At 66.4% G+C, this 13,880-nt stretch carries 14 protein-coding genes and 2 pseudogenes; 10 read left to right on the plus strand and 6 right to left on the minus strand.

From position 1 onward, the window contains the following. The coding region (locus tag ACH107_RS23620; RefSeq protein WP_412507933.1) for a GcrA family cell cycle regulator at positions 1 to 200 on the minus strand (200 nt) is incomplete at its 3' end. A gap of 133 nt (positions 201 to 333) precedes the next feature. Between ACH107_RS23620 and ACH107_RS23625 the strand changes: the two genes are divergently transcribed. The 3 genes from ACH107_RS23625 to argF all read left to right on the plus strand — a co-directional run bounded on the left by ACH107_RS23625 (position 334) and on the right by argF (position 3,532). Beyond that, positions 334 to 1,137: an ABC transporter permease gene (locus ACH107_RS23625; RefSeq protein ID WP_310692021.1), complete on the plus strand. Its 804-nt coding sequence runs from the start codon at positions 334 to 336 to the stop codon at positions 1,135 to 1,137. 222 nt (positions 1,138 to 1,359) lie between these two features. After that, positions 1,360 to 2,532 carry an aspartate aminotransferase family protein gene (locus ACH107_RS23630; protein ID WP_412507934.1) on the plus strand — a complete coding sequence of 391 codons (1,173 nt, stop codon included), beginning with the start codon at positions 1,360 to 1,362 and terminating at the stop codon, positions 2,530 to 2,532. A gap of 73 nt (positions 2,533 to 2,605) precedes the next feature. Then, a complete protein-coding gene (argF, locus tag ACH107_RS23635) occupies positions 2,606 to 3,532 on the plus strand; it encodes an ornithine carbamoyltransferase (RefSeq protein ID WP_412507935.1) in 927 nt (308 codons plus the stop codon). Positions 3,533 to 3,670: 138 nt separating this feature from the next. Here the strand turns inward: argF and ACH107_RS23640 are convergent. After that, a pseudogene (locus tag ACH107_RS23640) lies at positions 3,671 to 4,465 on the minus strand (ATP-dependent helicase C-terminal domain-containing protein); the annotation flags it as partial. Between the two features lie 58 nt (positions 4,466 to 4,523). Between ACH107_RS23640 and ACH107_RS23645 the strand changes: the two are divergent. Both ACH107_RS23645 and ACH107_RS23650 read left to right on the plus strand, forming a co-directional pair. After that, positions 4,524 to 6,398, plus strand: a pseudogene (locus tag ACH107_RS23645) (DNA translocase FtsK); the annotation flags it as partial. Between the two features lie 84 nt (positions 6,399 to 6,482). Further along, entirely contained in the window at positions 6,483 to 7,088 is a 606-nt protein-coding gene (locus ACH107_RS23650; RefSeq protein ID WP_412507936.1) for a LolA family protein, read from the plus strand. A gap of 30 nt (positions 7,089 to 7,118) precedes the next feature. On the opposite strand, the gene ACH107_RS23655 is transcribed toward ACH107_RS23650, so the two are convergent. Then, positions 7,119 to 7,718 carry a lytic transglycosylase gene (locus ACH107_RS23655; protein ID WP_412507938.1) on the minus strand — a complete coding sequence of 200 codons (600 nt, stop codon included), beginning with the start codon at positions 7,716 to 7,718 and terminating at the stop codon, positions 7,119 to 7,121. A gap of 232 nt (positions 7,719 to 7,950) precedes the next feature. Between ACH107_RS23655 and hspQ the strand changes: the two genes are divergently transcribed. Next, the gene (gene hspQ / locus ACH107_RS23660) at positions 7,951 to 8,277 is read left to right on the plus strand and encodes a heat shock protein HspQ (RefSeq protein WP_412507939.1); all 327 of its coding nucleotides are present in this window, start codon (positions 7,951 to 7,953) and stop codon (positions 8,275 to 8,277) included. A 71-nt stretch (positions 8,278 to 8,348) separates the two neighbouring features. On the opposite strand, the gene ACH107_RS23665 is transcribed toward hspQ, so the two are convergent. The 3 genes from ACH107_RS23665 to ACH107_RS23675 form a co-directional block, all read right to left on the minus strand. Beyond that, entirely contained in the window at positions 8,349 to 9,926 is a 1,578-nt protein-coding gene (locus ACH107_RS23665; protein WP_412507940.1) for a gamma-glutamyltransferase family protein, read from the minus strand. Positions 9,927 to 10,174: 248 nt separating this feature from the next. Beyond that, positions 10,175 to 10,579: an ATP-binding protein gene (locus ACH107_RS23670; protein WP_412507941.1), complete on the minus strand. Its 405-nt coding sequence runs from the start codon at positions 10,577 to 10,579 to the stop codon at positions 10,175 to 10,177. Between the two features lie 60 nt (positions 10,580 to 10,639). Next, complete coding sequence (locus tag ACH107_RS23675) at positions 10,640 to 10,978, minus strand: STAS domain-containing protein (protein WP_412507942.1); 339 nt, start codon at positions 10,976 to 10,978, stop codon at positions 10,640 to 10,642. 96 nt (positions 10,979 to 11,074) lie between these two features. Here ACH107_RS23675 and ACH107_RS23680 point away from each other — a divergent pair, with 96 nt between their 5' ends. The 4 genes from ACH107_RS23680 to ACH107_RS23695 all read left to right on the plus strand — a co-directional run. After that, on the plus strand, positions 11,075 to 12,247 hold the full coding sequence (locus ACH107_RS23680) for an acetyl-CoA C-acyltransferase (RefSeq protein ID WP_412507944.1): 1,173 nt from the start codon (positions 11,075 to 11,077) through the stop codon (positions 12,245 to 12,247). Positions 12,248 to 12,323: 76 nt separating this feature from the next. Then, positions 12,324 to 12,794, plus strand: coding sequence for a GAF domain-containing protein (locus ACH107_RS23685; protein WP_412507947.1), 471 nt, complete (start codon positions 12,324 to 12,326; stop codon positions 12,792 to 12,794). 170 nt (positions 12,795 to 12,964) lie between these two features. Beyond that, positions 12,965 to 13,537, plus strand: coding sequence for a helix-turn-helix domain-containing protein (locus ACH107_RS23690; protein ID WP_412507945.1), 573 nt, complete (start codon positions 12,965 to 12,967; stop codon positions 13,535 to 13,537). A 9-nt stretch (positions 13,538 to 13,546) separates the two neighbouring features. Continuing rightward, on the plus strand, positions 13,547 to 13,880 hold a 334-nt coding region (locus ACH107_RS23695), incomplete at its 3' end, for a LysE family translocator (RefSeq protein WP_412507946.1).

Below are 13,880 nucleotides of genomic sequence, written 5' to 3' on the forward strand. Positions count from 1 at the left end.
GCCGGAGGCTCGGGGGCCGCGGCACCCGCCGCCGGGGCGGCGGCGCCCGATCCGGCCCGGTTGGACAGGCCCAGTCGATGCACCTTGCCGATCACGGCGTTACGGGTCACCCCGCCCAGTTCCTTGGCGATCTGGCTGGCCGACTGGCCTTCGCCCCACATCTTTTTCAAGGTCTCGACGCGCTCGTCGTTCCAGGACATCTGATTCCAATCCGCTCGGTCTGGCCCCGGGTGCCGGGGCGGCACCGCGCGGGGGGTTGTATCTCGGCTCGGCATCCTATTCTAAGCACACACACGGCAGATACAAGCGGATCAGGGCCAAAAGGACGGGCGGATGACCGACAAACCGGAAATGGGCGTGCGCCGTTTCGGCGCGGTGAACTGGCTGGGGACCTTGACCCTGGCGCGGCGCGAGGTGCTGCGCTTCATGAACGTCTGGACCCAGACAGTCATGGCGCCGCTGATCAACGCGGGACTTTTGCTGATGATCTTCACCATCGCCATCGGCAGCCGCCGGGGCGATGTCATGGGCGTGCCCTTCCTCGAGTTCATCGCGCCGGGCATCCTGACCATGACGGTGATCCAGAACGCCTTTGCCAATACCTCCTCCTCCATCGCCTCGGCCAAGGTGCAGGGCAATATCGTGGACACGCTGATGCCGCCGCTGTCGCCGGCGGAGCTGGTCGCCGGCTACATGGCCGGGGCCGTGGCGCGGGGAATGCTGGTGGCGGTCGTCATCGCCATCGGGGCCTGGGCTTTCCTTGACGTGCCCTGGCCATATCCGTTGTGGTCGTTGACCTTCGTGGTGGCCGGGTCCGTGGTTCTCGGCGGGCTGGGCATGATCGGCGGCATTTATGCCAACAAGTTCGACCAACTGGCGGCGCTGACCAATTTCATCATCACGCCGCTGGCCTTCCTCTCGGGAACCTTCTACTCGATCGAGGCGCTGCCGCCGGTCGTGCAGACCATCAGCCATCTCAACCCGTTCTTCTACATGATCGACGGGGTGCGCTACGGGGCCATCGGCGTGTCGGACAGCTCGCCCTGGTTGGGGCTGGTGGTCGTGCTTGGCGCGGCGACGGTTCTGCTCTGTATCGTCTGGCAGATGCTGCGTAGGGGCTACCGGCTCAAGGCCTGAGCGGTTTGATTGCCGCCACCGGGGCGGCAAAGGGCTTTCCAAACCCTGCGGATTGGCTTACCGTCATCGCATGACGTATGCGCCGAACACCTCAGACCGCCGCCGCCGACGCTGAACCTGCGTCCGCGGCGCCACGCGCGTCCGTCTTTCCCCGATCAATAACGTTGACCAATGCCCGGCCTTTCGGCATCACTCGGGCTTTCAAGCAAGGACCTCTCTCTCATGATCCCGTCCGTTCTCCCCACCTATAACCGCGCGCCCCTCAGCTTTGTGTCGGGCGAGGGCAGCTGGCTGGTCGAGAAGGACGGGCGACGCTTCCTCGATTTCGGCGCGGGGATCGCGGTGAACGCGCTGGGCCATGCCCATCCCGCGCTGGTGCAGGCCCTGACCGACCAGGCGGGCAAGCTCTGGCATGTCTCGAACCTCTACCGGATCGAACCGCAACAGCGACTGGCCGACATGCTGGTCGAGGCCACCTTCGCCGACACGGCCTTCTTTACCAATTCGGGCACCGAGGCCTGCGAACTGGCCGTCAAGATGGCCCGCAAGTACTGGCATGACAAAGGCGCGGACCGGACCACCATCCTGACCTTCGAGGGATCGTTCCATGGCCGCTCCGGCGCGGGCATCGCCGCCGCTGCCTCGGAAAAGATGACCAGGGGGTTCGGTCCGCTCCTGCCCGGCTTCCAGAGCCTGCCCTGGGGCGACCATGCAGCGCTCAGGGCCGCCGCCGCGCAGCCGGACGTGGGCGCGATCCTGATCGAGCCGGTGCAGGGCGAGGGCGGCATCCGCCCCTTGCCCGACCCGTGCCTGAGGGGTCTGCGCGATCTTTGCGACGAACACGGCCTGTTGCTGATCCTTGACGAGGTGCAATGCGGCATGGGCCGGACCGGCAAGCTCTTCGCGCATGAATGGGCCGGGGTGGCCCCCGACATCATGATGCTGGCCAAGGGCATCGGCGGGGGCTTTCCGTTGGGCGCGGTATTGGCCACGGAAATGGCCGCGCAGGCCATGACCGCAGGCACCCATGGCTCTACCTACGGCGGCAATCCTCTGGCCTGCGCGGTGGGCTGCAAGGTGATGGAGATCGTCGCCGACGAGGCCTTCCTGGCCGAGGTGAACCGCAAGGCCGCCCGCTTGCGCCAGGGCCTGGACGGGCTGGTCGCCAGCCACCCGGACATTTTCGAACAGGTGCGCGGCGCCGGGCTGATGCTCGGCCTGAAATGCCGGGCGGCGAATACGGATGTGGTGCAAGCGGGCTATGCCGAGACCCTGCTCACGGTCCCTGCCGCGGACAACGTCGTCCGGCTCCTGCCGCCGCTGACGATCACCGACGCCGACATCGCCGAGGCGCTGGCCCGGCTTGATGCCGCAGCCCGCCAAATGGGGGCGTGACTTCTTCTGGCCAGAAATATCCCGGGGGTCCGGGGGCTGGCCCCCGGTCCGACAGACAAAAAAGCAGAGCGACATGACCCATTTCCTTGACATCGACAAGACCGACGCAGCCGCGTTGCGGCGGATCATCGACAGTGCCGCCGCGATGAAGAGCAGCCGCGACGGCCGCCCCAGGGGCAGCCCCGATGACGACACCCCGCTGGCCGGGCGGATGGTGGCGCTGATCTTCGAGAAACCCTCGACCCGGACGCGCATTTCCTTCGACGTGGGCGTGCGCCAGATGGGCGGCCAGACGATGGTGCTCTCGGGCTCCGACATGCAGCTTGGCCACGGCGAGACCATCGCGGACACGGCGCGCGTCCTGTCGCGCTACGTCGATCTAATCATGATCCGCACCTTCGAGGAACAGACCCTGCTGGAAATGGCCGAATATGCCGACGTGCCGGTCATCAACGGGCTGACGGACCGCAGCCACCCCTGCCAGATCATGGCCGACATCCTGACCTTCGAGGAACACAACGGCCCCATCGCCGGCAAGAAGGTCGTCTGGTCCGGCGACGGCAACAATGTCTGCGCCAGTTTCATCCAGGCCGCGGGCCAGTTCGGCTTTGACTTCACATTCACGGGACCCGAACCGCTGGATCCGGAACAGGCCGTCGTAGACGAGGCCCGCGCCAGAGGCGTCAATGTCGAGATCGAACGCGATCCGCACAAGGCCGTGCAGGGTGCCGATCTCGTCGTCACCGACACCTGGGTCAGCATGCACGATCCGCAATCGGCCCGCGAACGCCGCCACAACCAGCTACGCGGTTACCAGGTGAACGCCGGCCTCATGGCTTCGGCCAACCGCGAGGCGCTCTTCATGCACTGCCTGCCCGCCCACCGCGACGACGAAGCGACCTCCGAGGTCATGGACGGCCCGCATTCGGTGGTCTGGGACGAGGCCGAGAACCGCCTGCACGCGCAAAAGGCGATCCTGCGGCACTGCCTGGGCCTGTGAACGAGGCGGCCGGGCGTCCCATCCGCAGCCGCAATCGGCCCGCGCCGCGCGCGTCGGTCGGCCTTCGGCCCGGCATCTTCGGGTGTCAAATACCGCGGGGGAGTCCGCGCCACGGCGCGGACGGGGGCAGAGCCCCCGCTAGCCCCGACGCTTGGCGCGCAGGGTCGGATCGGCCTGCGTCGGGTCCTCGGGCCAGGGGTGCCTGGGGTATTGCCCGCGCATGTCCTTGCGCACGTCGGCGTAGGACCTGGCCCAGAATCCCGGCAGGTCCATCGTCGTCTGTAGGGGGCGCCCGGCCGGCGATAAAAGCGTCACGCACAGGCGCCGCCCGGCCACCGTCGGATGGCTGGTCTGGCCGAACATTTCCTGCAGCCGCAGCGAGATCTCCGGCGACTCGCCCTCGTAGTCGATGGGCACCCTGCGCCCCAGCGGCGTCGTGAATGTCGCGGGCACCTCTTGGTCCAGCCGGTTGCGCTGGGGCCAGTCGAGCATGGCCTCCAGCGCGGGCAGTTTTTCGAACCGCTTCCAGTCGGCCGTGCTGCGCACCCCTTTCAGATACGGCAGCAGCCAGTCCTCGAGCCCTGCCAGCAGGGCCGCGTCCGCCATGTCGGGCAGGCTGTCGTCCTGCGCGCGCAGCAGCGCGACCCGGGCGCGGAACCGCTCGGCGGCGGGCGAGAGTTGCACGCCGATCTCGCGGATGCCGTCCAGCATGGCGCGGGCCACGGCCTCGGGCGGGGCGTCGGACCAGCGGCGGTCGTCCAGAACCAGCGCGCCGAAACGCTCCTGTTGCCGGGTCAGAACGCGCCCCTCGCGGCGCGACCAGGCGCAGTGATCCTGCCAGGCGATGCGGCTCCCATGCAGCGTGCGCAACTCGCCCTCGGTCAGCGGCAAGGCGGCGCGAATGCGCGTCTCGCGCGGGTTGCCATCGGTCGCCGATGTCATCAAGTCACGGGTCCGCCAGAACCCGGCCGTGCAGTCGGAAAGCGTCGCACCGTTGACGAAGGGACGCGGACGAGGCCCGGATCCGCTGATCCTGAACACGGCCCGGCACGAGGAATTGCCGCCGGAGCCACCGCTGTCCGCGCCCCCGGCAGAGTTGCCGCCGGAGCCACCGCTGACCGGTGCACCGCGCGTGCCGACCGGGGCGGATGCCGCGCCGACGCAGCCGGATGCCCACCCCGCGCCGCCCCGGGACGCCGATACGGCATCCCGCCGCCCGGAGAAGCCGCGCATTCCCGTGGCCGAGCCGAAAAAGGTCGTGCAGCACGACACGAGGAAAGCGCCGCAGCCCTCGCGCCGGGCGATGGAGGAAGAACAGCCCGCCCTTCAGTTCGAGGAGGGGGCAGAGCCGGATTTCGACCTGCCGCCGCTCAACCTGCTGACCGATCCGGCCAGTATCCGGCGTCACCACCTGAGCGACGAGGCACTGGAAGAAAACGCGCGGATGCTGGAGAACGTGCTGGACGATTACGGCGTGAAGGGCGAAATCGTCAGCGTCCGCCCGGGTCCTGTCGTGACGATGTACGAACTGGAGCCGGCACCGGGGCTCAAGGCAAGCCGTGTGATCGGACTTGCCGATGATATCGCCCGGTCGATGGCGGCGCTGGCGGCGCGTGTTTCCACCGTGCCCGGCCGCAGCGTCATCGGGATCGAATTGCCCAATGACAACCGCGAGATGGTCATCTTGCGCGAAATCCTCGCCACCCGCGATTTCGACGACAGCAACGTCAAGCTGCCGCTTGCGCTTGGCAAGGATATCGGCGGCGACCCGATCGTGACGAGCCTTGCCAAGATGCCGCACCTGCTGATCGCGGGGACGACGGGCAGCGGCAAGTCGGTGGCGATCAACACGATGATCCTGTCGCTTCTCTACAAGCTGCGACCGGACGAATGCCGGCTCATCATGATCGATCCCAAGATGCTGGAACTTTCGGTCTATGACGGGATTCCGCACCTGCTCAGCCCCGTCGTGACCGATCCCAAGAAGGCGGTCGTCGCGCTCAAGTGGGTCGTCGCCGAGATGGAAGAGCGCTATCGCAAGATGTCCAAGATGGGCGTGCGCAATATCGACGGCTACAATGGCCGCGTCGAGGAAGCGCTTGCCAAGGGTGAAATGTTCAGCCGCACGGTCCAGACGGGGTTCGACGACGAGACCGGTGAACCCGTGTTCGAGACCGAGGAATTCGCGCCCGAGAAGATGCCCTACATCGTTGTCATCGTCGACGAGATGGCGGACCTGATGATGGTGGCCGGCAAGGAGATCGAGGCCTGCATCCAGCGGCTCGCCCAGATGGCGCGCGCCAGCGGTATCCACCTGATCATGGCGACGCAACGGCCCTCTGTCGATGTGATCACCGGCACGATCAAGGCCAACTTCCCCACGCGGATCAGCTTCCAGGTGACGTCCAAGGTCGACAGCCGCACCATTCTGGGCGAGATGGGCGCCGAGCAGCTGCTTGGCATGGGTGACATGCTGTACATGGCTGGCGGCGGCAAGATCACCCGGTGCCACGGGCCCTTCGTCTCGGACGAGGAGGTCGAGGAGGTGGTCAGCAATCTCAAGGCGTACGGCCCGCCGGATTACGTGAACGGCGTTGTCGATGGCCCCGAGGAGGAAAAGGCCAGCAGCGTCGATCAGGTCCTCGGCCTGTCAACGGGCGGGAACACCGACGGTGACGACGCGCTCTACGATCAGGCGGTGCAAATCGCCATCAAGGATCGCAAGTGTTCCACGTCCTATATCCAGCGCAAGCTGGCCATCGGCTACAACAAGGCCGCGCGGCTTGTCGAGCAGATGGAGGAGCAGGGCGTGGTCAGCGCGGCGAACCATGTGGGCAAGCGCGAAATCCTCGTGCCCGAGCAATAGGTCGGCAAGCGGGCTATGGCCCGGATGAAAATTTTGCCCTGCCGGGTGGTGCAATCCGTGCCGCGCCCCCATAAATAACATGTCATGACCCTGTTGCGCTTCCTTTTGGTGCCCGTGCTGAGCGCGGTCCTTGCCCTGCCCGCGGCGGCCGAGAAGCTGTCGCTGGCGCAGATTTCAACGTATCTCAACGGGCTTGAGACCGCCCGCGGGGATTTCACCCAGATCAATGATGACGGGTCGATCAGCACGGGCCGGATCCTGCTCAAGCGTCCGGGGCGGGTACGGTTCGAATACACGCCGCCCGAGGAAACGCTTGTAATCGCCGATGGCGACCGGGTCGGAATCATCGATCCGAAATCCAATACGGGCCCCGAGGCCTATCCGCTGAACCGCACGCCGCTGAAGATCATCCTTGCGCGGAACGTCGACCTGACGCGGGAGCGCATGGTCACGGGCCATGCCAGCGATGGCAAGACCACGACAGTCCGGGCGCAGGACCCCGAGCATCCCGAATACGGCAGTATCGAACTGGTTTTTTCGGGCCCGCCCGTGCAGTTGCGTCAATGGGTGATCAACGACAGCGGTGGCGGGCGCACGACCGTCGTCCTTGGCGAGTTGACGCCCGACGTGTCCCTGCGCAACGAACGCTTCGAAATTCCCGGTGTGGGCGTCGAACCGCCGGACCGGTGACGGCGCGGCGGCCGGCCGCGCGGCGCGTCGTCAGAAAAAGCCGAAGCGCCTGCCGCCACAATCCCTGAGCTGGGCCTGATACATGCGGGACCTGTCGGCCACCTTGTCGGCAACGCGCAGCAGCCAGCCCTTGCGGTTGTGGCTCCCGCGGGAAAAACCGGTGCGCCCCTCGTGATAGGCAAGGTACTGGTTGCGCGTGTCGCTCATGGATATGCCAAGGCTTTCGTTCGACTTGGACATGTACCAGCCCATGAAATCGGCCGCGTCGTGGATGTCGTTGCGACGGGCGCCGAAGCGGCGCGTTTGCTCGCGGTATTCATCCCATGTTCCGTCCAGAGCCTGGCTGTAGCCGTAGGCGGAGCTTTGTCGGCCCATCGGGATCACGCCGAGCATGTATCGAAACGGCGTTCGCGCGGTGCCGTCGAACCTGCTTTCCTGGTGAATCGTGGCCATCTGGACATGCACCGGCACACCCCAGCGACGCTCGGCGGCCCGGAAGGCGCGCTCGTATCTTGGCCGCTCGTCGAGAATGCTGCACGCATCATCGAGGTCTCGCGGCGGCGGGCCGCTGCCCCCGCCGCAGGATCCAAGCAGCAGGATAATCATCATTGCGCGAAGAGTTCTGCTCATATGCCTCTCGCTTCCTGTTCTTTTTCCGACAGTTTAGCGGAAAGCGGTGGCGGAGGGAAACGGGAATTCCGGTTTCGGGGCTGGCGGGGCACGCGCGCACCGCCTGACCGTAGTGGAAAACCGGGGCCACTGTAACGTCGCGGTTCACAAACTGTTTCGGCGAAATTTTGGGGGCGCGGTTGGACAAACCGGACTTGAAACAGTTAGTCTGCACCTGTAGGGGCTGACTGCTATGTTGAAGACACGTGCGAAATATCATCTGGGTCAGGTCGTTCGGCACAGGAAACACCCGTTCCGCGGCGTGGTTTTCGATGTCGATCCGGAATTCTCGAACACCGAGGAATGGTATCATTCCATTCCCGAGGACAGCCGGCCGGAGCGGGAACAACCCTTCTATCACCTGCTGGCCGAGAATGACCAAAGCTATTACGTAGCCTACGTGAGCGAGCAGAACCTGATCGCCGACTATTCGGGCGAGCCGGTCGATCATCCCGACATCCCGGACCTGTTCGGACCTTTCGAGGACGGACACTACCCGCTTCATTTCCAGCTGAACTGAGCCCGAACCGGGCGCCGTTGCCGCCCCGCCCAAGATGCACGGGCAGGGCAATGCTGAGGGCCGTCAACAGGTCAATAGCCGAGGGCGCAGCCGTCCTTGCGCGGGTCGCTGCCGCCTTCCAGAACCCCGTCGGAACGGATGTTGATGGCCTGCGCCCCGCCGATCGCCTCGTCGGGCGTGACAACGTCATGTCCCATGCTGGCAAGTTCGCGCCTGACCGCGTCATCGTAGCCGCGCTCGACCTTGAGTTTCCCGCTATCCGAAAAACAGCGCGGTGCGTCGATCGCCGTCTGCGGGTCCATGCCGAAATCGCGCAGGTTGGACACGAAGCGTGAATGGCCGCAGGGCTGATAGGCGCCGCCCATCACGCCGAACGGCATCATCACGCGGCCGTTTTCGGACAACATGCCGGGAATGATCGTGTGCATCGGCCGCTTGCCGCCGGCCAGTTCGTTCGGATGCCCGGGCTGGAGCGTGAACCCCGCGCCGCGGTTCTGAAAGAGTATTCCGAACTTCCCGGATGCCAGCCCGGAGCCGAAGCCGTGGAAGATCGAGTAGATCAGCGACACCGCCATGCCGTCCTTGTCTACCACGGTGATGTAGACCGTATCGCGATGTACCGCCTCGGTCAGCGGCGCGGCGGCCGGCATGGCCTTGCCCGGGTCGATCAGGGCGGCAAGCTGGGCCGCCGTTTCCGGGGAAAGCATGTGGTCCAGACGCGCCGTATGATCCGGGTCGGCGATGAACCGGTTGCGCGCGTCATAGGCCAGCTTGGTCGCCTCCGCCTCGATATGGGCGCGCTGGCTACCAAGGGGATCCATTGCTGCAATGTCGAAATGCTTGAGGATATTGAGCATCAGCAGCGCGGTGGCGCCCTGTCCGTTCGGCGGGTGTTCGCTCAACCGGGCACCGCCGTAGTCGCCCGCCACCGGCGTCGTCTCCGCGCCACGTGTGTTGGCGAAATCGTCTGCCGTATGCGTGCCGCCGGCGGCGGTCAGCGCCGTCAGCATGTCCTCGGCCACCTCGCCCTCGTAAAACGCGCGGCGTCCGTCACGGGCGATCCGCCGCAATACGTCGGCCTGACCCGGCGCGCGGAAGATGTCACCGGTTTGCAGCGGCTTGCCGCCCTCACTGTAATGGCTCAGCCCGTGCCCCTGCAGGCACTTGCCGGCAACAGGCCAGTCGAACGCCACCCGTGGGGCAACGGGCACGCCTTCGTCCGCGTAGTGGATCGCGGGGGCTAGTATCGTATCGAGGCCGAGCCTGCCATGCGCATCGGAAAGCTGGCAGAAGGCATCGACGGCGCCCGGCAGGGTAACGGCATGGGCCGAGTGCACCGGCACGGTTTCGTGCCCGGCGTCACGCAATGCCGCCGCGGACGCCCCGGTTGGCGCGCGGCCGGATCCGTTGAAGGCCCGCACGTCGGTCTCGCCGGGTTTGTGGAACAGCACGAAGGCGTCTCCGCCGATCCCTGTCATCTGGGGTTCGCATATGCCCAACAGCACCGCGCCGGCAATCGCCGCGTCCATGGCGTTGCCGCCCCGCGCAAGCATGTCGACCGCCGTTCGGGCCGCAAGCGGATGCGACGTGGCGCACATGCCGTTGGTCGCAAGAACGGGCGAGCGGCCCGGAAATTGGAAATCGCGCATGAAGCCTCCTGTCTTTGGCTGCGGACAGTAAGCGACACCGCGCGGATTGCCAATCGCCTGAAAAGTCTATTGCGGGAAAAGAGGAACCTCGGCGCCACGTACTGGGTGGGGGCTGTTAAAACGCGACGCCGAGGGAAGCTTCTTGCAGCTACGATGCTGTGTATGATCCCGCAATGAGGCTGATTTTCGCTGGAAATCGGGCAATTGTGCGACGTCTGGCCTGCGCGCGGTCTTGTGGCGGGCACGTGTCAGGCGGATATGGTCAATGACAGCCGGTTGTGCCCGTTCCGGTGGTCGTAATCCAGATCCGTGGTCAGGCTGTGGATGAGCAGCCAGCCAAACCCGCCCTCCGGCAGCGTGCTGGAAGGGCCCTCGGTGTCCGGGGGTGTTCCCGCGGGCACGACAAGCCCCGGCATCGCGCGGCCGGCATCCGTCAGTTCGCAGGTCAGCCCTTCTTGATGGATCACCACGCGGACATGAACGGGTCCGGGGCTGTCAGGTGGATAGGCATGTTCGGCGACGTTGTTCAGCGCTTCGGCTAGCACGATCTCGACCGTGCCGCATGTTTCCGGTGACAGGCCGGCCTCCTCGAGTCGTGTCCGCAGGTCCGACAGAAGGCAGCGTATACCGGCGGTCGTCGCGATCGTGCTCAAAAAGAACCCCGTCGTCCCGCGACGTGGGCCGAGGGGGTCTGCGGCCGGACCTGACACGGATCAGTCTTGCCCGGGCTCGAACAGGCAGCCGGCGTTGTCATGAATGGTGAAAAGGGTATCCATGCGCGTCAGGCCAAAAACCTTCGCCACGTCCGCTGTCAGCCCCGCGAGATCGAGCCGGCGTTCCGGCCCCAACTGCTTGCGGGCGGCGACGATGGCGCCCAGCCCGCTCGAATCGATGAAGCTGACCTCGGACAGGTCGAGCACCACATGCGCCGGGCCCGAGCCGGTGGCCGCGCGCATCGCGTCCTTGAACCGGATCGCCGCGGCCGCGTCTATCCGCGCTTCGCCGACCTTGACGAGGTTGATGTCGTTCTTGCAGACGCTGGTCAGTTCCATGGCTGTCTCGCATTCTGTTCGTGGTAATGCCGGGGCAGGGTGGACCGAATTGGTTACCATTCGGTATGCAGGTGATGACAAAAGGAGGAAAAGACGATGCAAGAGGTCCTGATTGCCGGCGCCGCGCGCACACCGATGGGCGGCTTCCAAGGGGATTTCGCCGGCGTCGCGGCGCCGGTTCTCGGCGGGGCCGCGATCAGGGCCGCACTGGCCGACGCCGGCGCGACGACGGCCGATGAGCTGCTTATGGGCTGCGTGCTGGCTGCCGGGCAGGGGCAGGCGCCCGCGCGGCAGGCCGGGTTCATGGCGGGCCTCGGCGAGGACGTCCCGGCCACCACGCTCAACAAGATGTGCGGATCGGGCATGAAAGCCGCCATGATGGCCGCTGACAGGATCGCCCTCGGGCAAGCGGGCACCATGCTCGCGGGAGGCATGGAAAGCATGTCATGCGCGCCGTACCTGCTGCCCGCGATGCGTGCCGGCGCCCGGCTGGGCCACGCCGACGCGATCGACCACATGTTTCTCGACGGCCTTGAAGACGCTTATGACAAGGGCCGCCTCATGGGTACCTTCGCCGAGGATTGCGCCGCGAAATACCGGTTCACGCGCGAAGCACAGGACGCCTACGCCATCCGCTCGCTGGAAAACGCCCTCCGGGCGCAGCACGATGGCGCCTTCGCGGACGAGATCACGCCGGTGACCCTGAAGCGCCGAAAGGGTGAGACGACCATCGCGCGGGACGAGCAACCGGGCAAGGCGCGGCCCGAGAAAATCCCCCATCTCAAGCCGGCCTTCCGCTCCGACGGAACGGTGACGCCGGCCAATGCCAGCTCTATCAGCGACGGTGCTGCGGCGCTGCTACTGGCCGGGCGGGATACGGCCGACCGGCACGGCCTGAACGTCCGTGCCCGGATAGCGGGCCATGCCAGCCATGCACAGGCCCCGGGCTGGTTCACCACCGCGCCGGTCCCGGCGGCCCGGAAACTCCTCGATTCGATCGGCTGGCGCCCCGAGGATGTCGACCTCTGGGAAGTCAACGAAGCCTTCGCCGTGGTGCCCATGGCCTTCATGCGGGAGCTGGGGCTCGACCGGGACAGGGTCAACGTCAACGGGGGCGCCTGCGCCCTCGGACACCCGATCGGGGCCAGCGGTGCACGAATCATGGTGACCCTCTTGAACGCTCTCGAAAAAAGAGGCCTGAAACGCGGCGTCGCGGCAATCTGCATCGGTGGTGGCGAAGGCACCGCCATCGCGCTTGAACGTCTGTGACTTCTTCTTGGGACAAATACCCCGGGGAGCGCGAGGGGCTGGCCCCTCGCTTCCGGGGCAGACGGGGAGCATGACCATGCGGATCGACTATGACGCCACCGGCCGAGTGATCGACGCGCTGACGGAAGGCGAAACGGACGATGTCGCGCTGATGGCCACATTGGCTTGTGAGCTTCATCATGCTGACGACCGGTTCGACTGGACAGGCTTTTACCGCGTCACGGCGCCCGGGCTGTTGAAGATCGGCCCCTACCAGGGCGGGCACGGATGTCTCGTCATTCCCTTCGAGCGCGGGGTCTGCGGTGCCGCGGCGCGCACGCTGGCGGCGCAGGTCGTGGCCGACGTGGCCGCGTTTCCCGGCCATATCGCCTGTTCCGGTTCCACGCGGTCCGAAATCGTTCTGCCGGTGCAGGACCGGGAGGGGACGTTGCTGGGTGTGCTGGATATCGACAGTGAACGGTTCGCGGCCTTCGACGCGGAGGACGCCCGCGCACTGGCCAAGATCCTGTCCGGCGTATTCGGGCGACACCCGGGCCCGCCATCGTGATTGTCCGGATCCCGTAAAATCCGTGTGCGCAACGCGTCGGTGCCGCGACCGGGCCGTATGGCGCAAGTCCGACCTGGTGCCGTGACGCCGGATGAAACCCCTCTTGATTTTTTCACTTCCACGCCGCACCGTGAAACCTGCCGTGGAATTTTCACAAGGTGCGCCGCCGCATGGAACAGGACAGGATCACCGGGGCGCGCACGCTGGGCGCCGACCTTCGGGCGCTGCGCAAGGCGCGGGGGCTGACATTGTCGGCCCTCGCCCGGGCGCTGGGCCGCTCGGTCGGCTGGCTGAGCCAGGTGGAGCGCGACAAGTCCGAGCCGTCGATTTCCGATCTGCGCCGGATCGCGCATGAACTGGGCGTGCCGATCTCGCTCCTGTTCACCCGCGCCAGCGCCCCGGCCGCCGAGCAGGGCTACGTCGTGCGCGCCGGTGCGCGGCGGCCCCTGGGGTCATGCGGCGAAGGGCTGGTCGAGGAGCTGCTCTCGCCCGACCTGACGGATGATTTCGAGGTCATCCACTCCACTTTCCACCCCCGCTCGGAAATGCAGGCGCCAGCCGCGCGCCCGACACGGGAAGTCGGGTATGTCGTGTCCGGCACGCTCGAGCTCAGGATCGGGCCGCGATGGTTCACGATAGGCCAGGGGGACAGCTTCCGCCTCAGGGGGGAAGAATATTGCTGGGCCAACCCGCATGACACCCCCTGCGTGGCGATCTGGGTGATCGCCCCGCCCGTGTATTGAGGCGGCGGCATGTGGGAGGTGCTGACAGGGTTCGACCCCGCGCTGCTTGCCGCCTTCGCCGGGGCCGGGCTGTTGCTGAACATCACGCCGGGGGCGGATTTCGTCTTCGTCTCGGCCAGCGGTATCGCCGGTGGCCCGCGCATGGGCATGGCCGCCGCGCTGGGCGTGCAGCTGGGCATCGTCGTGCATGTCGCGATGGCGGCGGCGGGGTTGTCGGCGCTGCTGATCGCCTATCCCCGCGCGCTTGACGCGATCCGCTATGCCGGGGCGGCCTACCTCGCGTGGCTTGCCGTGCAGGCCTGGCGCGCGCAGAGCCCCCCGGGCGGCGGTGCTATTTCCCGGT

This window comes from Roseovarius halophilus (ex Wu et al. 2025), assembly GCF_047086965.1.